The sequence below is a fragment of the Priestia sp. KCTC 13724 genome (assembly GCF_056820425.1).
The window spans coordinates 1-22,108 of record NZ_JBXDLD010000156.1 but is presented as its reverse complement, the minus strand read 5'-3'; the positions used below and the strand labels follow the sequence as shown (position 1 = coordinate 22,108).

Annotated in this window: 20 protein-coding genes and 2 pseudogenes; 5 read left to right on the top strand and 17 right to left on the bottom strand. The window is 38.2% G+C overall.

Features of this window, described 5'->3' with window-relative positions; translation table 11 throughout:
• Positions 1-59 precede the first annotated feature (59 nt).
• The 4 genes from odhB to AC1UFB_RS17260 form a co-directional block, all read right to left on the bottom strand.
• The gene (gene odhB / locus AC1UFB_RS17275; protein WP_025910269.1) at positions 60-1,340 is read right to left on the bottom strand and encodes a 2-oxoglutarate dehydrogenase complex dihydrolipoyllysine-residue succinyltransferase; all 1,281 of its coding nucleotides are present in this window, start codon (positions 1,338-1,340) and stop codon (positions 60-62) included.
• 16 nt (positions 1,341-1,356) lie between these two features.
• The gene (gene sucA, locus AC1UFB_RS17270; protein ID WP_025910268.1) at positions 1,357-4,215 is read right to left on the bottom strand and encodes a 2-oxoglutarate dehydrogenase E1 component; all 2,859 of its coding nucleotides are present in this window, start codon (positions 4,213-4,215) and stop codon (positions 1,357-1,359) included.
• A gap of 450 nt (positions 4,216-4,665) precedes the next feature.
• Positions 4,666-5,115, bottom strand: coding sequence for an OsmC family protein (locus AC1UFB_RS17265; RefSeq protein ID WP_482589550.1), 450 nt, complete (start codon positions 5,113-5,115; stop codon positions 4,666-4,668).
• 105 nt (positions 5,116-5,220) lie between these two features.
• A complete protein-coding gene (locus AC1UFB_RS17260) occupies positions 5,221-6,117 on the bottom strand; it encodes an NAD-dependent epimerase/dehydratase family protein (RefSeq protein ID WP_025910265.1) in 897 nt (298 codons plus the stop codon).
• Positions 6,118-6,322: 205 nt separating this feature from the next.
• Here AC1UFB_RS17260 and AC1UFB_RS17255 point away from each other — a divergent pair, with 205 nt between their 5' ends.
• A complete protein-coding gene (locus AC1UFB_RS17255) occupies positions 6,323-7,528 on the top strand; it encodes a DUF418 domain-containing protein (protein WP_100347927.1) in 1,206 nt (401 codons plus the stop codon).
• A 47-nt stretch (positions 7,529-7,575) separates the two neighbouring features.
• On the opposite strand, the gene AC1UFB_RS17250 is transcribed toward AC1UFB_RS17255, so the two are convergent.
• The 3 genes from AC1UFB_RS17250 to AC1UFB_RS17240 form a co-directional block, all read right to left on the bottom strand.
• Positions 7,576-7,731 (bottom strand): hypothetical protein, encoded by a 156-nt coding sequence (locus AC1UFB_RS17250; RefSeq protein WP_482589549.1) that lies wholly within the window; start codon positions 7,729-7,731, stop codon positions 7,576-7,578.
• A gap of 122 nt (positions 7,732-7,853) precedes the next feature.
• Positions 7,854-8,147 (bottom strand): hypothetical protein, encoded by a 294-nt coding sequence (locus AC1UFB_RS17245; protein ID WP_025910263.1) that lies wholly within the window; start codon positions 8,145-8,147, stop codon positions 7,854-7,856.
• 29 nt (positions 8,148-8,176) lie between these two features.
• A complete protein-coding gene (locus tag AC1UFB_RS17240) occupies positions 8,177-8,671 on the bottom strand; it encodes a GyrI-like domain-containing protein (protein WP_061784859.1) in 495 nt (164 codons plus the stop codon).
• A 190-nt stretch (positions 8,672-8,861) separates the two neighbouring features.
• On the opposite strand from AC1UFB_RS17240, the gene AC1UFB_RS17235 reads away from it, so the two are divergent.
• Positions 8,862-9,152, top strand: coding sequence for a hypothetical protein (locus AC1UFB_RS17235; protein ID WP_025910259.1), 291 nt, complete (start codon positions 8,862-8,864; stop codon positions 9,150-9,152).
• Between the two features lies 1 nt (position 9,153).
• Here AC1UFB_RS17235 and AC1UFB_RS17230 read toward each other — a convergent pair whose 3' ends face one another.
• Positions 9,154-10,062: a hypothetical protein gene (locus tag AC1UFB_RS17230; protein WP_076512371.1), complete on the bottom strand. Its 909-nt coding sequence runs from the start codon at positions 10,060-10,062 to the stop codon at positions 9,154-9,156.
• A gap of 466 nt (positions 10,063-10,528) precedes the next feature.
• Positions 10,529-10,717, bottom strand: a pseudogene (locus AC1UFB_RS17225) (copper amine oxidase); the annotation flags it as partial.
• Positions 10,718-11,112: 395 nt separating this feature from the next.
• Here AC1UFB_RS17225 and AC1UFB_RS17220 point away from each other — a divergent pair.
• Positions 11,113-11,280 (top strand): YflJ family protein, encoded by a 168-nt coding sequence (locus AC1UFB_RS17220; RefSeq protein ID WP_076512373.1) that lies wholly within the window; start codon positions 11,113-11,115, stop codon positions 11,278-11,280.
• Positions 11,281-11,318: 38 nt separating this feature from the next.
• Here the strand turns inward: AC1UFB_RS17220 and AC1UFB_RS17215 are convergent, their stop codons facing one another.
• The 4 genes from AC1UFB_RS17215 to AC1UFB_RS17200 form a co-directional block, all read right to left on the bottom strand.
• Positions 11,319-12,263, bottom strand: coding sequence for an alpha/beta hydrolase (locus AC1UFB_RS17215; protein ID WP_025910253.1), 945 nt, complete (start codon positions 12,261-12,263; stop codon positions 11,319-11,321).
• Positions 12,264-12,338: 75 nt separating this feature from the next.
• Positions 12,339-12,839, bottom strand: coding sequence for a GrpB family protein (locus tag AC1UFB_RS17210; protein WP_482589548.1), 501 nt, complete (start codon positions 12,837-12,839; stop codon positions 12,339-12,341).
• 65 nt (positions 12,840-12,904) lie between these two features.
• Positions 12,905-13,228, bottom strand: coding sequence for an Ig-like domain-containing protein (locus AC1UFB_RS17205; RefSeq protein ID WP_412760594.1), 324 nt, complete (start codon positions 13,226-13,228; stop codon positions 12,905-12,907).
• Positions 13,229-13,543: 315 nt separating this feature from the next.
• Entirely contained in the window at positions 13,544-14,257 is a 714-nt protein-coding gene (locus tag AC1UFB_RS17200; protein WP_482589546.1) for a glycosyltransferase, read from the bottom strand.
• A 175-nt stretch (positions 14,258-14,432) separates the two neighbouring features.
• On the opposite strand from AC1UFB_RS17200, the gene AC1UFB_RS17195 reads away from it, so the two are divergent.
• Positions 14,433-16,160, top strand: a complete 1,728-nt coding sequence (locus tag AC1UFB_RS17195; protein ID WP_482589545.1) for a glycosyltransferase — start codon at positions 14,433-14,435, stop codon at positions 16,158-16,160.
• Between the two features lie 46 nt (positions 16,161-16,206).
• Here AC1UFB_RS17195 and AC1UFB_RS17190 read toward each other — a convergent pair whose 3' ends face one another.
• Positions 16,207-16,617, bottom strand: a complete 411-nt coding sequence (locus tag AC1UFB_RS17190; protein WP_163070893.1) for a hypothetical protein — start codon at positions 16,615-16,617, stop codon at positions 16,207-16,209.
• A 155-nt stretch (positions 16,618-16,772) separates the two neighbouring features.
• On the opposite strand from AC1UFB_RS17190, the gene AC1UFB_RS17185 reads away from it, so the two are divergent.
• Positions 16,773-18,569: a glycosyltransferase gene (locus AC1UFB_RS17185; protein WP_482589544.1), complete on the top strand. Its 1,797-nt coding sequence runs from the start codon at positions 16,773-16,775 to the stop codon at positions 18,567-18,569.
• Positions 18,570-18,655: 86 nt separating this feature from the next.
• Here AC1UFB_RS17185 and AC1UFB_RS17180 read toward each other — a convergent pair whose 3' ends face one another.
• The 3 genes and pseudogenes from AC1UFB_RS17180 to AC1UFB_RS17170 all read right to left on the bottom strand — a co-directional run.
• The gene (locus tag AC1UFB_RS17180; RefSeq protein WP_025910245.1) at positions 18,656-19,498 is read right to left on the bottom strand and encodes a sugar ABC transporter permease; all 843 of its coding nucleotides are present in this window, start codon (positions 19,496-19,498) and stop codon (positions 18,656-18,658) included.
• Positions 19,499-19,500: 2 nt separating this feature from the next.
• The gene (locus AC1UFB_RS17175; protein ID WP_328101856.1) at positions 19,501-20,811 is read right to left on the bottom strand and encodes a carbohydrate ABC transporter permease; all 1,311 of its coding nucleotides are present in this window, start codon (positions 20,809-20,811) and stop codon (positions 19,501-19,503) included.
• A 130-nt stretch (positions 20,812-20,941) separates the two neighbouring features.
• A pseudogene (locus tag AC1UFB_RS17170) lies at positions 20,942-22,018 on the bottom strand (extracellular solute-binding protein); the annotation flags it as partial.
• Between the last annotated feature and the right edge of the window lie 90 nt (positions 22,019-22,108).

The following is a 22,108-nucleotide window of genomic DNA, read 5'->3' as shown; positions in this document are numbered from 1 at the left end:
CTCTCAATAGTTCGGATAGATCATTGACTAAAATACTTATGTCCCAGCCTCGTTTTTCATTAACCTTCTAATAATAATGTTTCTGGATCTTCTAACAGTTCTTTCACTGTTACTAGGAAACCAACGGCTTCTTTTCCATCAACAATGCGGTGATCATAAGATAAGGCAATATACATCATTGGACGGTTTTCAATACGGTCTTCGTCAATTGCAACTGGACGAGTCTGTATTTTGTGCATTCCTAGAATCCCTACTTGTGGACCATTTAAGATTGGCGTTGACATTAATGAACCGAATACTCCACCGTTTGTAATCGTAAATGTTCCTCCCTGCAGGTCACCTAGAGCTAGCTTATTGTCACGCGCTTTTTTCCCAAGCTCAAGGATACTTCCTTCAATACCTGCAAATGTTTTGCGGTCTGCATCACGAACAACTGGTACAACAAGCCCATCCGGCGCAGATACGGCAATACCGATATCATAGAACTTTTTAATAACAAGCTCGTTGCCTTGAATTTCAGCATTTAATAATGGATACTTTTTCAGCGCTGCTACAACGGCTTTTGTAAAGAATGACATAAAGCCAAGTTTTACATCATGCTGTTCAAAGAATTTGTCTTTACGACGCTTACGAAGTTCCATAACAGCTGTCATATCAACTTCGTTAAATGTTGTTAACATCGCAGCCGTTTGCTGTACTTCAACTAAGCGATTTGCAATCGTTTGACGACGGCGTGACATGCGTACACGTTCAACTGGTTTATCACTGTTCTCACTTACTGTTGGAGAAGGTACCGGCTTAGATTGACGAGCACTTTGAGCTTTTGCATCAGCTTTTTGCTCTGCTGTTTTTTGGCTAGCAAATGAATCGATATCATGCTTGCGAACGCGGCCTAACGGATCTGCCGTTGGCACTTCGTCAAGCTTAATGCCTCGCTCTCTTGCAGCTTTACGCGCAGCTGGAGATGCAATTAACCACTGCTTTTGCGGAACCTCTTCCTTCGCTTCTGCCGCAGGTGCTACCTCTTCTTTTGCTTCTTTTTGTTGAACAGGCTCTTCCACTTTTACTTCTTCCTTCACTTCTGCTTTTGGCGCTGGCGCTTGACCATCGGCTGCTAAGCGAGCAATTGTTTCCCCCACTTGAACCGTATCTCCTTCACCTGCTAGAAGCTCCGTTAGTACGCCTGAATCTTCCGCTGTAATCTCAACGTTTACTTTGTCAGTTTCTAATTCAACGATATAGTCGCCTTTTTCAACAAAGTCTCCTACCTGCTTAAGCCACTGTGCTACTGTTCCCTCTGAAATTGATTCTGCTAATTCCGGTACTTTAATTTCTCCCATTGTTCATTCCCCTTCCTTATCGTGTCACTACATCATTAGCGATTTGTGTTTTCGTTAATGCTTCTTGTAATATACGCTCTTGCTCTTGTCTATGAGTGGTTGGGTCTCCTTCTGCTGGGCTTGAACGTCTTCTGCGTCCAATGTAATCAACGCTCACGCCTTCAGGTGCTACTTCGCGAAGCTTAGACTCAACATAATTCCATGCACCCATATTCTCAGGCTCTTCTTGCATCCACGCAATTTCTTTTAAGTTTGGATATTTAGCAAATAAATCAGCTACAACTCGTCTTGGGAATGGATAGATCTGCTCAAGGCGTAGTACATGTAACCAATCTAGCGACTTATCAGATTTTTGGATGCGATCTGTTAAATCTCCGCTAATTTTACCGCTGCATAAAACGATACGCTCAACTTCTTCTGTTTTTTCACCTAAGTTTGGTTGTTCGACAACTAAGCGGAAAGAACCGTTTGTGAACTCTTCCATATTTGATACGCTAAACGCACTTCGAAGCAAGCTTTTTGGCGCCATTACAACAAGTGGACGCACCTCTTCTTTTTTCAAAACAGCCGCTTGACGACGTAATAAGTGGAAATATTGCGCCGCGCTCGTTACGTTTGCCACCGTCCAGTTATTTTCAGCAGCTAGCTGTAAGAAACGTTCTAATCTTGCGCTTGAATGTTCTGGCCCTTGGCCTTCATGTCCGTGTGGAAGTAAGAGAACCATACCTGATTTTTGTCCCCACTTCGCGCGACCTGCTGAAATGAATTGATCAATGATAACCTGACCAGCATTTGCAAAGTCTCCGAACTGAGCTTCCCAAATCACAAGTGTTTCTGGTGCAAACACATTATACCCATAATCAAATCCTAACACTGACCCTTCAGAAAGAGGACTGTTACGAATATCAAAGGAAGCGCTTACGTTCTTCATTGTGTGCAGTGGTGAGTATACATCCCCTGTCTCATAGTCATGCAATACAAGGTGACGATGAGCGAATGTTCCACGTTCTGAGTCTTGTCCTGTGATACGAATTGGCGTACCGTCACGTAAAATGCTTGCAAATGCAAATGCTTCACCTAGTGACCAGTCTGCTTTACCATTTTCTTCAAACGCTTTCGCACGTTTTGACAAAATACGGTCTAACTTTGGAAATACCTTAAAATCTTCTGGATACGTCACAAGTTCTCGGTTAATTTCTAAAAGCTCTTCTTTTGGCACAGACGTATCTAAAGTTGGAATACCATTAAATACTGCTTTTGGCATTTCCATAATTTGATGACGCTTTTCTGCTTTTGGTGGTACTTTATCATAAGCAGTCTGCAATTTCTTTTGAAGTTGCTCACTGATTTCATTCACTTGTTCTTTAGTAACAACTTGTGCTTTCTCCAATTGTTCAGCATAAAGCGCACGAACCGTTGGACGCTTTGTAATAATTTCATACATCTTCGGCTGCGTTACAAATGGCTCATCCATTTCATTGTGGCCAAATCGACGATATCCAATCAGATCAATTAAAAAGTCTTTATTAAAGCGGCGACGATACTCATATGCAAAGTAAGCCGCTGCCAGACATGCTTCTGGATCGTCTGCGTTTACATGGACAATCGGAATTTCGAATCCTTTTGCTAGATCGCTCGCGTATTTCGTTGAACGAGAGTCTACGCTTTCCGTTGTAAATCCAATCATATTGTTAGCGATAATATGAATAGTTCCACCCGTTTGGTACCCAGAAAGCTGATTTAAGTTTAGCGTTTCTTGAACAATTCCTTCACCTGGAAACGCTGCGTCACCGTGAATTAGAATCGCAAAAGATTTCGTGATGTCTTGCTTTGGATAACCGTTTGTTTGGCGATCGTCCTGAGCAGCTCTTGTAAACCCTTCCACAACTGGATTAACGAATTCCAAATGACTCGGGTTACTTGCCAATGTCAAACGAGCTCGAACTGTGTTTTCAGCTTTAATTTGCTTATCTGCACCTAAGTGATATTTTACGTCTCCTGTCCAACCATAGTTAATGCCGATTGAACCCTCAGATGGTACAAGCTCTTTATTCGGTGAATGTTGGAACTCAGCAAAAATCATTTCATACGGCTTGCCTAATACGTGTGCTAACACATTTAGACGTCCGCGGTGCGCCATTCCAATATTAACTGTTTTCGGACTTTTTTCGACAGAGCGTGCAACTAGCTCATCAATTAATGGAATAAGCATATCTACGCCTTCAATTGAGAATCGTTTTTGTCCGACAAATGTACGATGTAGAAATTGCTCAAATCCTTCTACTTCCGTTAGACGCTTTAATACTGAAATACGCTTTTCATCAGAAAGAGGTTGAAAAATTGCTCCTGACTCCACCATTTCAGTAAGCCACTTATTCTCCTCCATGTTATGTACATGATGGAATTCAAACGCCATTGTCTTCGTGTATACATCGGTTAAATACTCAATTGCAGCCAGACCATCCTTTACATGTGCAGGCGCATTTGCGCAAAGAATTTCAACCGGTACTGCTTTTAAATCTTCCTTTGATAATCCATAGTCTTCTAGATGTAGAAGCACAGGATCTTTCTTACCGCTTTCTAACGGTTTGATTGATGCATATAAATGACCGTATGCACGAATATTTTCTGCTAGCTTAATGGCAGCGGCAATCTTAGCCGTATTAGCTGCTGGAACAGGCTGTGTATCTCCCGCTTCAGCATAGCTGCTATCAAGCAATGGCGGTGCACCCCAATAATCAAATAGTTCTTTTAGTTCTGGATCTACTAAATCCGACTTTTCTTCATATAACTCATACTGTTCTAATACATAGCCATAGTTTGGGCCCAAAAACCCTTTCCAAGGCTCACCTCTGTTTGACGTTTCGTTACCCATTTAAAAACCCCCAACGAGTTATAATAAGTGAAATCTTTATTCAACTTTTAATGTCTTACTAGAATTAAAGTACTAAAAGTGATTGATTTCGCATTTTCAAAATACTGATTGCCTTATGGTCAGACATCTTTACAAGCTGGATGTTCTTCCAGTACTTGTATTTGATATCTGTCTCTATTTTACCACTGTTAAGCCTGTCAATCAAAATGAAATCGCTATATTTCTTTAATTTTTTTTACTTTTTTAATAGTCTTACGACTTTTTGAAAGCGCTTTATAAGTAAAGTGAATTACTTATCAAAATAAGTCTTAATGATTGGTTATCACACAACTATCCATACAAATTAATTGCCTAAAATTAAATTTTAGATATAATAACTAGACGCTATAACTCTCATTTCTTTCAGTCATAGTTTTGCTCGTCAAACGAAAAAAAGAAGCTTACATTGAATTAAGCTTCTTTTTCTTCTATCGTACCTTCTAATTCAATTTTTACGTTCCCTTGAATTGCTCGTGAAATCATGCAGGAGGTCTCTGCTTTTTCCATGAGGCGCTGCACGCGACTTTTTTTCTCCATATCCTTTGAATCTAACACAACATGTGGACGGTGAATGATTTTTTCATAGGTAAACACACCTTTGGTGACGTCCACGACTGCTTCTGAATCCATTGTAAGAGCTGCTTGCGAAATACCGCTTCTTTCAAGCATTGCAGCAAGCGTAATAATATAGCATGTTGCAGCTGCTCCAAGCAGCATTTCATCAGGATTTGTACCGATTCCAGGTCCATCCATTTCTGGTGGGATTGAGATTTGTGTTTTTAACTGACCAGAATGAATTTCGCCTACTTCATTGCGTCCTCCTGGCCAATTTGCGTTTAAATGAAAATGACACTTCGCCACTTTGTCCCACTTCCTTCATTATAATTACTTCTAGTATAACGCCACTGTTGGTATGTTAACATCATTTTGCTCATCAAAAAAAGACTACGAACCCGCAGTCTTTTCTTAATATAACGGAACAATTTTTGCTTCAGCTACTTTTTTCTTAATTAAAGGCGGCAGCCATTGGCGCACATCAGAGAATTCATATCCCCAAAAACTAGCCTTTTCATTGCTCATGGTCCACGAATGATCTAGCCCATAAGGTGATGCGTTCTCATCCGTTACTCTTTTCGTAATTTTCGCCTGCTGGTTTGTTTCAGTTTCTATTAAACTCATTAACTCTTTTAGCGAAATGACGCCGTTAGAGCATGCATTAATCGGTCCTTTTAGCTTTTGCTCTCCGCACCATGCTAAAAACGCTCCGGCTTCTTCTCGTGAAATAAAATTGAGCTGTGCATCAATATCAGGAAAACCTATTTCTTCTTGATGCATCACCTTATCAATATGAAAGCGAAGACGATTCGTATAATCATTATCACCTAATACAATCGGAATGCGTACAGCAGTTACTGAAAAAGGTGCTTTTTGAAAGAGTACGGCTTCAGCTTGTCGCTTTCCTTCTTGATAAGAGATATTTTCTTTTCTAGCATACGATATTGGGTACGTATATGGATCAAAATCTTCTTCGTGAAAATGTTCTTTTGAAGAGCCATATACAGATAAGGTAGATGTTAGTACATAGTGGTTTGTACTATCTCGAAAAGCGTCTACAGCTACTAAAGCGCCATGAGATGAATAGCAAATTTGATCAAAAACCACATCCCACTTGCGCCCGCGTGTTGCTTCTATAATGGATTGTTTCTCAACGCGATCCAACTTAATTCGTTCTACTCGATCACCAAACGAATCTTCACGCTGTCCACGGTTTGCAATGGTAACCTGTACTTTTTTCGCGAGCAATTCTTCAACGAGATTCGTGCCAAAAAAACGTGTACCGCCTAAAACAAGTGCTGTTTTCATCTTTTCTCCACCTTTCATAATATCTTCTTTCTTATCATACCATTATTATCCATAGTTGCGCACTTTTTAGTTGTGAAACTTTTTTATCATTTTCAATGGATATTTTGTCATTTTTTTTATTTGTTCATGATAAGATAGCCATATTGTTATGTAAAACCGTAGACTTTTGCGCTACATTATTAATTGAAAAGGAGTTGAATCATGATTGAAAGGTTCACCGGTTAAACCAAGTGAGCGAATCATTATGTTAGATGTCATTCGAGGTTTTGCGCTATTTGGCATTTTGCTCGTAAATATGCCCGCTTTTCATTCACCTAATTTCATCAATCAGCTATACAGTGTAGACGTACCCTATGGAGGCCTAGACGCAGTTGTATATGCATTTCTGCAGCTTTTTGTTCAAGTTAAATTTTTTACCATTTTTTCATTTTTATTTGGAGTAGGTTTCTATTTGTTTATGAAGCGAGCTGAAGCAAAGGGATTACGGATGAAAAGCTTATTTTTTAGAAGAGCTTCTATTCTATTAATCATTGGGTTGCTTCATTTAATTTTTTTATGGTTTGGAGACATTCTACACCTTTACGCAGTTGGAGGCTTTTTATTAGTAGCTTTTTATAACCGCATGCCTAAAACTCTCATTAAATGGGCTTTCAGTCTGTTAGCTATTTATTTAGCTCTTCTATCCATGACTTTTTTCATTCCAGTTGATATGATGGACGAACTTGGACTAGGAAATGCAGATGATGTGCTGCCCACATACATTTATATGTATGAAAGCGCTCCTTACCTAGAATGGCTTTCTTACCGAATAAAAGTTGAGGTCATTCCAATTTTGATTAATATTCCATTTACGCTAATACCCGTGTTTGCGTTCTTTTTGTTCGGCTTATATGCTGGGAAAAAAGGGATTTTTGAAGGTTCTGCTTACGCTCCTTTTATTAAAAAGGTGCAGATAGTAACCGGTACCCTAAGCATCCCTTTTGTTATATGCTTATTTTTATTACTGCAAGGCCTATGGGATGTCGGTGTGTACAAATCGGCTGCTACTGATCTCTTTAAAAACCTAAGTGGATTTTCTCTTTGCTTTTTCTATATGGCTACTTTAACTCGATTACTGCAGTTAGATGCTTGGAAAAAGCGACTTAGCTGGCTTCAATTTGTCGGTCGCATGGCTTTAACTAATTATTTGGCGCAAACCGTTATCTGTTTTACTTTATTTAACATTTTCAACTTATACAATCACGTTAGTTTGAGCTTGGGTACAGCAATTGCCATCGTGATCTTTATTGCTCAAGCAGCATGGAGCAAAGCGTGGTTTAACTCGTTTCAGTTTGGCCCTATGGAATGGCTATGGCGTACGTTCACTTATGGACATATTTCTCCTCTTAGACGCCAATCAAAAGCAAGCTAAAAAAGAGGGTCGGACATAACACAATGATTGCTTCTAAAAGACGAACACTAGCTGTTCCCATCTCGTTGGTTCGTCTGAACACGTTCGTTCCATTGTGCTACGGCCACTCGCTTTCCGCGGGGAGGAACCTGAGCTCCTCGCTGCGCTGCGGGATCTCCGTTTTCCCTCTCTTTCTCGCAGGAGTCGAGTGTCCTACGCTCCATTCCACCCTGTTTCCAAACTGGTTTTTCCCAATCAACAAAAAACCTGACCGATTAAAAGTTATGAACTCTCAATCGGTCAGGTATAGTAGAGGCTGAACTACTTATGTCTCAGCCTCTTTTTATTAATGAAGAAAGAAAAACAAAGCAAGGCCTAAAAAGAAAAGTGAAAGAATGAATTCAAATGTCCACTGCCACTTCTCTCGTTTTAAAATAATATGTTCGATTGCAGAAAGAAATGAGCTTGCACTTACACAGGCTAAAATAAAGCTAAGCTGACTTACGGTAAACTTTGTTATGAAGCTGATAATAAGCAAAGTAGCAACAACTAAAAACAAAGTAAGCTGAACGGCAAATACCCATTTAATTCTTTGTTTATACCCATCCTTTAACGCTTGTAATAAATCATTGCTAATCACAACTTTACTCCTTTAGACATTTAAAACGACTACGATTTTATCGAGACGTAAATATCAACCTGACTGAAATTAGGGTCAATGCAGCGCTCATCATATAGCTCAAAATCCAAAACGAACGCTCGCTCGTTTCTATTCGACCACTCCCATATATACGACCAAGCATCTAAAACTACTTTCTTCGCCGGACCGATAGCAGTTGTAAACACCATATATTCACCAGCAGGAATAGTAAACTCTCGCATTTCTTCTCTTAACTCTCCACCTGGTGTGACCTCATATCCAAGTGCAAACGTAAATTCAATCGGATTCGACGCTTCATAATCTGTATATAACGCAAACATCTTTCCAGTTACCTTATTAGCAATTTTATTTGCCATTTGTTGCTTGTAAAACATGTCCCAATGGGCTGGAATTGTCCCCGTTCCTTTTTCTTCTGCCCGATCCGTTGTACGAATTGGAACCCCAACTACGGTTAGCTCATCAATATAAACCTTCCGCTGGTCTACCACTACATTCGCCAACATGACGACCCCCTGTCACTTCCAAACTCTTTTAATCTCTAAATGAGGGAATTACTTCTTTATATGAATTTTATTTGTATTCAGACAAAACGTCAACTAGCCAAGTTCACTCTTCTTATAAAAAAAGAGTCTATTTTTAAAGTTTCTTCAATAGGTATAGGATACAAACGAGTAAATCGATAGAGGTGAACTGATGAAACTTATTGAACTAGCGAACATTATTAAGCATAGTGAGCTCACTGCTATAGAGCATTTTCCAGAAGAGCTTTATACTGAATATACGATTACTAACCCGGTTATTCATATCTCCTTAAAAACAAGTCAAACCAAACAGCAAGTTATTTCTTTTTCTATTTACCTGAAAAAGGAAAAGAAATATTGGGCTTCATATGACCATAACGCCGATTCAATCTATGAACTATATTGTAACCTTCATCTGCCAGCTTCAATTAAAGAAATTTTCCTTCACATGGCTAATTGCTAGCTTATACAAATAGACTTAACGTTTGTTTATCAATTTTTCTCGTATTGTCTTTTTCATAGGTTTTGTGAATATGGCGCTTAATTTGTTTTAAGAATGACATCACTTCACCACTTGACATAAACGCATGATTTAATGATAACGAGTACTTATTGGCCACTCGAAGCTCCTCAGCCCCTACTGATATTGGAACATATCGAAAGAGGTTCCATGGATAGTAGAGCGTTGTAAACGACTTTGAAAAATAAATTCCCTCTGCACATATCGTAATTCCTTCGGTTTTTTGATGGGGATATGTACTTAAATGCGCAACAATGTGATTTGTTTTGGCTACGGGTAAGCGGTTTTTAATTTCCTTGGTCATTTCTATGCCTAACTGATCTGTTGTTGCCAACACTTGCTCTGCTTTTAGTAGCGGGTTATTCTCTTGAAAAGATGCGCAAATCGATGTTAATTCTTCTAACGAAATTGATGGATATGTATGTTCTCTGCACATAAATTCGTGTGAATGGTGACACAATAGCTGCTGAATTTTTTGCAATAAGTCCACTAACTTCTTAGCAGAATATGCATTTTCATTTAGGTGAAAAATCTCTTTATCATTAAAGCAGATAATTTGTTCTCCTCTGAGGGAGATAGATGTAAGCTGTTGAAACTCATTCCAGCTTATCGATCCTTTCTTTTTACGCCAACACTTCCAATAAAGTCCGTCGGTCGTTAAGTAAAATCCTCTCTTACCATAAAATCCGATTAAAGACGTATCTAAGTATGCAATTACCTTTTCTTGCTTTTTCATTTGAAAATATTTTACGGCCGCTTTTTCGCATGAACGTGGAATGGATGTTGCATAAAAACTTGCCTCTTGATACATTAAGCATAAATCTCTTAGATACGTTGTTTTCGTTGGTGCCACGTTCATCCCCCCTTTTTCTACTACTTTATTAAACGTAACAAATTAGAAAAAGTTTCATATTTTTATCAATTCCCTAAAAAACTTTTTTTATTCCGAAAAATAAGATAATAAAACCAAGAAATGCCCATTAAAAAAGCGTACAGGACTTCCAATACGCTTCTCAAAGATTTTCGTTTACTTTATCTTCTTTCATTTTCGCTGCTTCTAGCGACTCAACTCGCTTAATAAGCTGATGCAGATATTTCATTAGATTTGTTTCAACAAACGATTAAAACGATTAACCGCGAGCACTATTCAACTGAGCAGCTTGATATCTGGTCAGGTCAAGCAGGCTGGATAAATCGCTTAGAACAAGATGTTACGTTCGTCGCCACTATCCAAACGTATATCGTTGGATTTATTACCATAAAAGATGATGGTTTAATCGACTTATTAAAGGTAACCTTCAATAGTTCGGATAGATTTAAGCTTTCGTCATTGCAGTTACTGCTAAAACGAAATGTTCAGACAATAGCTGATCAAGAGTGGAACGTAAATCTGCTGCTGGTGTCACAACTGTCGGCTGCATTTGTGCCGGTTCTGCTGCGCTTACCATCGTGGGAACAAGAAGTGATGCACCTAGTACTGGGGCTATTAATTTTTTGCTGATTTTCATTTAAAAACACTCTCCTCTAGTTTTGTTTTTTTCTTCTACATTTTCGTAACGAAATTTTTTTATTCTTAGATCACTTTTTCCTAAAAATTTTTTTCTTTTTTGACTGTGACCTATCTTCGTTACTTGCCTAACGAATGAAGTTTAAATTTGGATCACACTCTTTTGAATTTTTTATTCTAAGTGCGTTCGTTACTTACCTAACGAATTCATTATCAGTTTGGATCACCTTCTTTTAAATTTTTTTAAATAAGTTGTTCTTACTAGCTAAACGGACAATTCTTGTGCTTGGATCACTTTTTCTCAAAAAAACTTTTTCGGTTTCTCATCACATAGTTCAAGCACTCTGCAGCATAGATAATAAAAGCATTTCTATTCTAATTACGGAGGGAACTTATATGGCTCATCTTTATTCTAAAGGCTGGTTTATTAAAGAACTAAAAGCAGTAAACGTGACAAAGATTGAGGGAAGAAAGCTTGAGGTTTTCAAAACGTATATCCTTCGTAATCTCTATCTTGAGCTCGTAGAAGATGGCACAATTCAAGCTCCTTTATCATCTGAATAAACAAAAATAACAGCCTTTGAGCTTTCACTCAAAGGCTGTTATTGAAGGGATAAAGATTGATCCAAAAACTCCGTCACCCTTTTCACATATTCAGTAGGATATTCACTATACCCTTTTACATGCGGTACATCTTTAGGCACCCAAAGCTCAAATTCATCGGGGTGTGTTTTGACCATCTTTTGACTTTCTGTATACGGAATAGCCGTATCTCCGTTACTGTGGATAAATAAGATAGGACGAGGATAAATTTCTTCAACTGCTTGTATTGGACTTGCATCTTCAGGATTTAAATCAGCAATATACGGAACTGTTGCTAGCGTAAGTGGCGTAAACGGAAAGTCTGGAAGCTTTGACCATACTGATAGATTATCCTCGAGATAAGTTTTTAAATCACTAAACGGACTGTCCGCAATGACTGCCTGGACAGCTTCTTCTTGACCAGCTGCTAACAGTGATGTTGCTGCTCCCATTGAAATTCCGTATAGAACAATGGGCTCATCTGTTTCTTCCTTCACTCGATCAATGACTCCCAGTAAATCCAGCTGTTCTTTTACACCAATTGTCGTTTGATCTCCTTGTGATTCTCCAGCATTTCGAAAATCGAAGGTCACCACTCGATATCCAGCTTCTATTAAACTTTTACTCAAAGGAAGAAAGCCTCCATTTAAATCATGACGATTTCCTCCGTAGCCATGAGACATAATAATAGTAGCTTTCGGAGAACTTTGTGGCTCCATCATCCACCCTTTAAGCTCCGTTTCTCCATCTCTACTTGTAAATGCTTCATCGCGATATGTTAAACCATACGTACTTGGATTTTCTGTTACAGGCTGTCGCTCTTTTTTGGTCAAGCTAAGACCTACATAAATTGAAATTGCTATACATAGTACAATCACTAGCAAAATTAATGAAAAACTTCCAATCCACATCATTTTTTTTCTTCGGCTGTTCGAAACCTGAGTTTGTTTAATAACGGGCTTCAAGCGGGCACTCTCCTTCACTTTTACTAACAAAGGTTATTGTACACGATTTTGTTTTGATATAAAAGATAAAGTCCTTTACTTTCTAAGCGCTTTCTGATCAATCATTTGTATAAAAGAAGTTTTTCCTTCTACGTATTCTGCTGGACTGTATTGATACTTTTTAGCTAGCTCTTGTTTTAAACATGCATACTCCCATGCCTCATCCGGGTGTTTCCTTAAGTAATCTCTAAATCGCAAATGTCTACCCACTTCGGAATGGTCTTGTTCATACATGTGAACATGATGAGTTCTATCTTCTCCTTTTTGAAAATACCGTCTTCCTTCTATTCCATTTTCTCCTTTACACTCATAGCCCATCTTTACCATTTCATTATTATATGTATGAATCAACGAAATTTGTTTAACTTCAACTAAAATATCAATTATCGGCTTTGCTGCTAAGCCAGGTACGGACGTGCTGCCGATATGATGAATACTAAGAATTTCGGCACCAAAAATCGCTTCTAATAATCGTTTTTCTATTTCATATTGATTTTGCCATTCTGTTTTGTACGGCACTACCTTTATTTCCCTCATGACGAGCCTCCTCTTAAAAAACCCTTTTGTATAGCGTACTATACAAAAGGATTTTTGAGAATTCTTTAGAGAATAATTGAACACCTAAAACTGATACCGCGTTGGACGATAAAGGTGATTGTTACAGCGGATGTTACACCAGCACTAGTGGGTACGCTTACCACAACCGAATCTGTTCCTACGAAGAAATTTAGATTTGGCATGTACGTGAACGTTCCGTCTAAATTCACAGCCGCTGTTCCATTCGTTGGTGTAACGAGTAACGAATACGCAAGGATATTTTCTTCAATATCTGTAGTACTTACTGTAGATATAATAGCCGTATCTTCGTTTGTTGTAATCTTATAGCTTAGTACAATGGACGTATCGTTTACCGGAGTAACTGTAATAACTTGTGAAGAGGTAGAGTTCCCACCTTAATTAGTCGTTAACTGGCCATCTGGTGATGTTGTTTTTCCATTTGATGCAAGAATGATAATTATAATTTCAGAGAGCGTATTCACACCTTGTGCATCAGTTACAAGAACTGTAAATATATTATTTCCAATAAACCCCGTAACAAGTGACCAACAGTCGTGTTAAAATGGTTCCACTCGAGGGACCCTATATTAGTCCGCGAAAAGAGTTCCAATCAAGTCATTGTAAACATGTCCCTAATTAACACAGCAATAAGCACTGTTTTGGATTCTGAAACAGTGCTGGTTTTATTTAGCTTGTTCTTGTGCAATCACTTGCTGTATTGAACTTTTATGAGTAGCTTTGACACGCTTTACTTCCTTTCTAATAGTTCGCGCATGTTTCATAGTTCCCATCTTCTCGTGAACCCTATAGTATAGAAGTGGCTCATTAATGTAGTAAACAACAAACTGTTTAATAATTCTGAGCCACATATCATAATCATGCGTATAAGTTAAACTTTCATCAAATGTGCCTACGTAATCAAAAACCTCTTTTTTGATCATAACAGTACAGCCATTAATGAAATTACCTTTGTACATTTCTTTAAGCATTTGAATTCGATTAGGATAGTATATACCAATGCCTCTTGACGTAACTGAGCCTACATGATTTATCAAGTGATAATTTGTATAAGAGAAAAAACCGTTCGTTTCCGTCATAAACGCTAGCTGGTTTTTGATTTTATTTTCAGCGTACACGTCGTCTGAGCTTAACCAACAAATATAATCGCCTGTTGCACGACTAAGCCCCATATTTAAAGCGCTGGCAGTTCCTCCATTTTCCTTTTCAATATAGACAATCTTATTCAAATACGGAATAAGCTTTTCAGTGTGTTCAATCGCCCCATCATTAACAACAATAATTTCAATGTTTAGATATGTTTGCTTAAGTAAACTATCCAAAGCTTTATCTATATAGACACAGTTATAAAAAGGTACAATAATCGATACTTTTTTCACTATCTAAACTCCTCCTTTCCATTAACGTATGAACCAATACTAAATCCGTGCTTATTGAGAGTTTTTATGTCAAATGAACATAAACGCCCCCTCTAACATATATGTATGAAATAGCATGAATGAAATGGAAACATATGCTTATATGTAAAATTTAAAAAAGAGGAGGTCCTTTCCAATGCTTCACTCTTCTTACGCATCATTTTCAGGTAGTGAACAACTTAAAGCAGACCCACCGACTTCTGTTCCTATTTCGAATACATTTACGATTGAATTTTGGGTACGCCCTTCAAAGGAACAGTTTCTTGAAAACGAGGCTCGCTCAGGTATCTCTACCTTTAAAAACCAGCCGTTTGTCATTGCGCCTGATGATGACCAAGTTCTCAACAATACTGAAGCGTCCGTTGCCATTTCCGTTGGAACGAACGGCATCTCTATTTATGAAGTGGGGAAAAATCATTTTACACCAACGCTTGTCTTTCCTTGTGTAGTGGAAGAATGGACGCACCTTGCACTCGTTTATCACAATCGTATTCCTTCTCTGTATATGAATGGAAAATTTATCAAAAAAGGAATTTTAAGCCGTCGAAGAAAAATCGTTCCACATTTTTGTTTCGGTGGCCATCCTTCATATGGCTACTTCCAAGGTGATTTACAAGAGGTTAGGCTTTGGAACATCGTACGAACAGAACCGTTTATCCAAGCCTTTTTCAAAAAAACGATTGAACATGTAGAAGATCATATGATTAGGTACTGGCCACTTTGTAAAGAAACAACTGCTCAGCCTGTCATTAAAGCATCCTTTCCTACTACAGTAACACCCGTAGACTCAGATAGAAAAAAACTATTATTTACGTTTTATATTCCAAGCGGTGGCGTTGAAACGCTAAACCGACAGCGCTTTTACGCTTTGTCTGAATCAGATATCCAATGTGATTTTTTATATACGCAGTCTGGAACTGGTCTGCAAAACAAAGTAAACGCTTCTGTCTTTGTGACAAATGAAGATGTAAAAATAAAAGAAATTATTTCAAAAGGACGCTATGACGCTATTATTGTTAATACAGATTATCTTCTTTTAAAAAGGTTGAGACATTTAGGTTATAAGGGGCATTTGATTTATGAAGTGCAAGGATTAGGAACGGATAAAGAGTACACAAATGCTTATTTGAAAGGGCATGCGCATTCTTATATTAAAAACTATAGCGATGCCATTCTATATCCTAACACCCCTCATCTTATCAATGCTTTTCAGCAATACTTCTCTTCAAAATCACAGTTTTGCTTTCATAACTGTTTTGATACAAAGCAATTTCATTATCAACCGCTACCAAAGCATCCTACACCAATTATCGGATGGGTAGGAAGGCTTGAGGATAATAAAAACTGGCGTGATTTCCTTCGCATTGGAGCTGATATTATAAAACATTCTTCTGATATCAAGCTTTGGATGTTCGAAGACAATACGCTTTCAACTCCAACTGAACGTGAAGCGTTTGAGCGTTTGCTTGACCAGCTCAACCTTAGAAGTCATTTAACTATTTACGCCAATCAACCTCATGCCAAAATGGCAGAGTATTTTTCAACCATTGGGGATTCTGGAGGATTTTTATGCTCAACTTCTAAAGTAGAAGGTTTCGGCTATGCTGTATTAGAAGCCATGGTATGTAGATGCCCCGTTTTATCAACGGATTCTGACGGTGTCAAAAGCTTTATTATTCATAATCAAACAGGAAAATTTTTCACCCTAGGTAATATTGAGGAAGCAGTCAGAGAAGGCATCGAGCTTCTTACTGATAAAGCTTTGCGTGAAACTATCCGAAATCAAGGTATTACGCATATTATTCAGCATTTTTCACCGCAGGAATATGCAGTTCACTTTAAACAAATGCTCTCTCAGCTTTAAAAAACCCCTTCTGTCCGCTAAATGTTAACGAATAGAAAGGTTCATATTATGAAACAGGGCCAATTGTAGTTCCAGTAAACGTTAGAGGACCGGTAACACGAGCTTGTGTTAGGAGCGGATTTAACAACTCAGCAGTAATCGTGTACGCATGATAGCCAACAGGAGCATTTGCATCTACAATTTGAAATGTAGCAAGTCGAATTTCATTTACTGCCAGCGTGCTTACCTGAACAGATCCGATAATACCACCGTCACGTAACACATTAACTAAGATGTTTGGTAACCCTAAGAAAGAGCGAATACCAACGGTCCCTTCTAACAAAACATTGGAACCAGAACGAGGAACAGCTAGTCCGAATTCAGCTAAAACAACAGTTCCGCTAGTCGGAATGACTCGATCTAAACTATTGTTAAAGTTACTTGGCACGCTTGCACTAAAGTCATCAATAGGTCTCAATTTATTCTCTCCCTAAATTAAAATATATTTACATTTTATTATATGAATTTTGTCTAAAAGTGCTTGGGCAATAAAACTATTTTTCAACTGTTTTATTCTTTCAAATTTTATAACAAGCCTTTCATTTTAAGCATGAAAGAAAGAAGGGATTTAAAATGGAAAAAGTATCAATTATTATTCCTTTTTATAATTGTTCCTATGTTAATCAGGCAATTGAAAGCGCACTTGGACAAACGTACCCAAACATCGAAGTGGTTGTAGTAAATGACGGATCAACGATGCATACTGAAAAAATCACGCCTTATTTAAATCAAATTCGCTATGTAGAAAAGCAAAACGGAGGAACTGCCAGCGCTTTAAACATGGGTATTCAGCACGCAACGGGCGAATATTTTGCATGGCTTAGCTCGGATGATTTGTTTGTTCATGATAAAGTAGAAAAGCAGCTAAACTTTATGAAAGCATATAACGCTTATATTAGTCATTCAAACTATGCACTTATTAATAACAATAGCGAAGTAACTGTGCCTTTAGCAGGCGTTTATTTTGACCGGAAGTTAGATTTTATTGAGCACCTTCAAATTGGGTGTAGCATTAACGGCTGTACAATCATGATGAAAATGGAGGTATTCACTACGCTTGGCTTATTTAATGAAGCTCTTCGATTTACCCAAGATTATGATTACTGGCTGCGCTGCGTTCCTGCTTATGAGTTTTATTACCTTAATGAACCGCTTGTTCACTACCGCGTGCATGATGAGATGGGAACAAAAAAACATACGTCGGAAATTGATCTTGAAGTAAAAGCAGTTCAAGAAGCTCATCGTCCCGTGTTAGCCAACATGGTAAATCTTGAAAAGAATTCATCTGCTCAGGCTAACTCTTTAACAACTCAATCTTTAAATACGCCTTTAAACATTACGTTTCCTATTTTAACGCTGTGCAAAGGTGGCGCTCAGCGCATGCTTGCTGATATTAGTAACGGCCTTGTTGATTTAGGGCATAATGTAACCATTTTAATGCCTCCACAAGGTGACATAGAGTATGACGTAAAAGCAAAGATTACAAGGACTCCTGGTGCTGTGATAACGGAGCAAGACTATCCCAACAGTGACTTAATTATCTCAAACTTCTACTCAACCGTTCCGTCTGCTGCAGCTGCAAGCGCTCAAGGAAAAGGCGTTCACGCGCGCTTTAGCTTATGCTACGAGCCCGTGTTTCTTCCTGAACAAAGCGTTTCTTTTCAGTCTTACAATACAACACCCTATTTGCTTGTCATCTCACGGTATCAGCAAGAATTAATCTCGTTACTTCATGGGATTAAAGGTGAACATATTCCTATTTATGTCAACCCTAACTTTTCAAAGCTTTCACTCTCTAATAAAAGAAAACCGTTCACCATCTCTGCTATTGTGAGAATACCAGAAGGCGGATATTCTTGGCAGCGGGATCAGGATTATTTAATTGAGCAACTAAAGGTTGTCAAAAAACAGTTTCCAAGTGTACGAATTAACCTGATTTGTCCACCAAATGAGTTTGCTCAGTCTCCTACTCTACAAGACTTGCGAAATAAGGAAGGCTTTTTATTTTATTCTCCAAAAGATGACTATGAACTGTGCGCTTATTACAACCGAGCAGATATTTTTGTTACTTCGTCCATTTATGAAACAGCTGTTTTACCGGGGCTTGAAGCAATGAAATGTGGTGCTGCAATCGTATGTGTCTATGCAGGTGGGAATACCGAATACGGTCGTCATGAAGAAACCTGCTTAATGTCTTATCGCTATAAAAATCGACTTGGGAAAGATATTAGCCGCTTAATTCAAGATTCTGCCCTACTTGCGAAGTTAAAAGTTAACGGACAGCAAGAAGCTGAAAAGTGGCAGCTCTCAAACAGCGTCGCAGCGTTTGAAAAAGCATGCTATTCCTTTTTACAAGATGCACACAAATAAACAGGCACATTTCACTGTGCCTGTTTATTTGTGTTGATGTTCATATAAGGAAGCTGTGCATTCCTATACGATTAAGATTCATATAATTATCCCTTTGTCCCTCCGGCTGTTAAGCCTGAGATAAAGTACTTTTGACAAACTAGGAATAAAAGAGCAATCGGAACGGCAATGAGTACAGATCCTGCCGCAAAAGCTGTAAACTGATTTCCGAATTGTCTTGAAATCATATCATATAAACCAACTGCCAGCGTGTAATTTTCGCCTGAACGAAGCAATACCTTTGCTAAAATGAAATCTCCAAACGGAGCTGTAAACGTAAATAATGCAATAACAGCAATGATTGGTTTGGCTAATGGCATAACGATTTGGAAAAAGATACGAAGATGCCCAGCTCCGTCCATCTTTGCGGACTCATCTAGCTCTTTTGGAATCGTATCTAAATACCCTTTCATTAACCATGTATTCATTGGAATAGCTCCACCTACATAGATTAAAATTAACCCAAGGTGTGTATCAATTAACTTTGTAACCGTCGCAAGCACAAAAATAGCAATTAATGCTGCAAAGTTTGGAATCATTTGTAACACCAAAAACGTTAATAATCCATTTTTTCTTCCAACAAATCGATAGCGAGAAAATGAATAGGCAGTTAGGCTAACTAAAATAAGAGATAAAATCATTGTTGAGATACTAATTTTCAACGAGTTCGCATACCAAATTAAATAATTACTTTGGCTCGTATCAAATAGAGCTGCATAGTGCTTGAACGTAGCATTTTCCGGAAACATTTTTGAACCAGACAGGCTATCTCCGGGATTTAAAGACGAACCAATAATCCAAAGAATTGGATATAAGATAATGGCAAACATAACTAGTACAACTGCGTATGATAAAGTGAGACGAATGGTTTTTTTTGTTTTTATACTCATAGTTACATCATATCCTCTTCTTGGAATGATTTTGTGCGCTTAAATTGCCATAGCGCCACAGTGATAACAATCACTGACAATAACATTGTAATGGCTGCAGCTTTTCCATATTGCTGAGTCGTCATCGTCAGCTTATAAATCCATGATATTAGAATATCTGTACTTCCAGCTGTTTGACCTGATACCGCAGGTCCACCAGCATTAAATAAGTAAATCACGTTAAAGTTGTTAAAGTTAAACGTGTACTGGGTAATTAAAATTGGTGCCGTTGCAAAAAGAACAAGCGGTAACGTAATTTTCATGAATTTTTGAACAGCCGTTGCCCCATCTACAGTTGCCGCTTCGTACAACTCCTCTGGAATTGATTGAAGCACACCTGTTGTCATCGCGAAGATAAATGGAAATCCTAACCATGTCTGGATCATAATTAAAGCCACTCGGCTCCAAAGCGGTTCCGTCATCCAATTTATTCCTTCAATTCCTAAAAAAGCGAGGATGTCATTATTAATCGCTCCGAAGGTCTCGTTAAACATTCCTGCAAACACTAGGATGGAAACAAAGCCTGGTACTGCCCAAGGTAAAATAAATACAGTACGAATAATTGCTTTCCCTTTTAAATCTTTTTGATTAATTAAAATCGCTAAAAAGATGCCCAATGCTACTTGAAGGGTTGTTGCGCCAAATGTCCAAATTAACGTCCATGCAAACACGCTGATAAACGTTTCTCGCCAAATTGGCACCGTTGCCATATCAATAAAGTTCTTAAATCCTACCCAATCGACAAGCTTTGCTGGCGGTGAGTGGTAGAGATCATAGTTTGTAAATGCTAATAAAATAACAAACAAAATTGGAAAAATGACAACAAAAACAAGAAGAACAAAACCTGGTGAAATCATGAGATACGGAAATCCGTTATCTAGTAAATTGTGATATTGCTCTTTTACCGTACTGATACGTAGTCCTAAATCACGCTTCTCTCCGTTTTTATAGGCATCACGTAAGTTAAAAACATAAAACCCGAGTGCAAACACGAGTAAAATAACGGACAAGATTCCGTATACTAGCAAAAAGATTGAATGGTCTCGCGGCAGCACTTCACCAAGTGTCACAAGTCCCCATAAACCAATGTTCAAAAAATCTTTAAATACAACAACGAAGGAAATAGTAAGTAAAAGAAACAACATTCCTTTTAGAATTTGACGATTATATAGCTGACCTAACCCGGGGATGATTGATAATCCTAACGCTATTTTACGATGGTTGCTACCTTGAAATGTTTGCTCGGGCTGATTTTCAGCATATTTTAGCTCCATGTATGGCCTCTCCTTTTCATTCTAAATAAGCAAAACAGTAAGTCTTTTCATAGCGCAAACGCTTGCCTTATTAGTAAGGAAAGAGTACCCCTGAAGAATCAAAGGTACTTCTTTCCTTAAACAGATTGATTTATTTACCGCTGTGGTTTGCTTTGATGTTTTCTTCAATTGTTTTACGTGCTTCATCTAGAGCTTTTTTAGAATCTGCTTTACCCGTGATAACGGTTTGAACTGCGCTTTGCATCGGAGCCCAAACTTCTGACATTTCAGGAATTGACGGCATCGGTACTGCATCTTGAGATTGCATAGCAACTGCAGAAGCTAACTCATTGTCTTTAATAATTGGATCTTCAAGCAATGCTGTATTTGGTGGAATTTCTTGTGTTAACTCAAAGCGTTTCTTTGCATTCTCATCGTTTGTGATATGGTCAATAAATTTTTCAGCCCATTCTTTATTAGTTGAGAATGATGTAACGTTCCAACCTTTTACACCCATAAACGTTTTAACTGGTTCACCGTTTGGTAACTTTGGCATTGGAGCGGCACCAATATCAATTCCCGCTGCTTTATAGCCTTGGAAAGACCATGCACCATTCATAACAGAAGCTACTTTACCTTCGTTAAATAGACCGTCTAATGCGCTACCACCATTTTCTCCAATAATACCATTCGGTAACAGCTTGTCTTGGTACCAAGTGTTGATGTAGTCAACTGCTTCAACCGCTTCAGCATTGTTGACACCCAAGTCTTTTGTATCAAATGAACCGTCTTTTTCACCGAATACGTAACCACCGTAACCACTTAGGAAACCATGTGCAAAGTAATAGTTATCCAGTAGCGCTAAAAAGCCATACTTCCCGTCTTTTGTGAAGTCTTCTGAAAAGGCTTTAAGTTCGTCCATTGTTTTTGGAGCCTCTTTCATAAACGCTTTATTATACACAAGTACTGGCGTTTCCGTTGCTTTTGGTAAACCGTAAAGCTTGCCGTCAAACGTCATTGCATCAATTGATGATTCACTAAAGCGAGATGTTGTCTCATCTGAAGTAGTTGTCAACTCTGCAAGCAACCCTTTTGTAACAGCTGGACCGATGTTATCATGAGGAATTGTTACAACGTCTGGAGCTGTTCCGGCAGGCCCGTCCAATGCTAGCTGCTCCTGAATTTTTGTTGTTTCTACTTCTTTATACTCAATTTTAATACCATGCTGATAATGAGTAAATTCAGTTCAAAATATTTCCATCTTATAAAATAAAAAAGACAAATACGCAAACCTGGTTTAGAATGAAAGCTCTGAGCC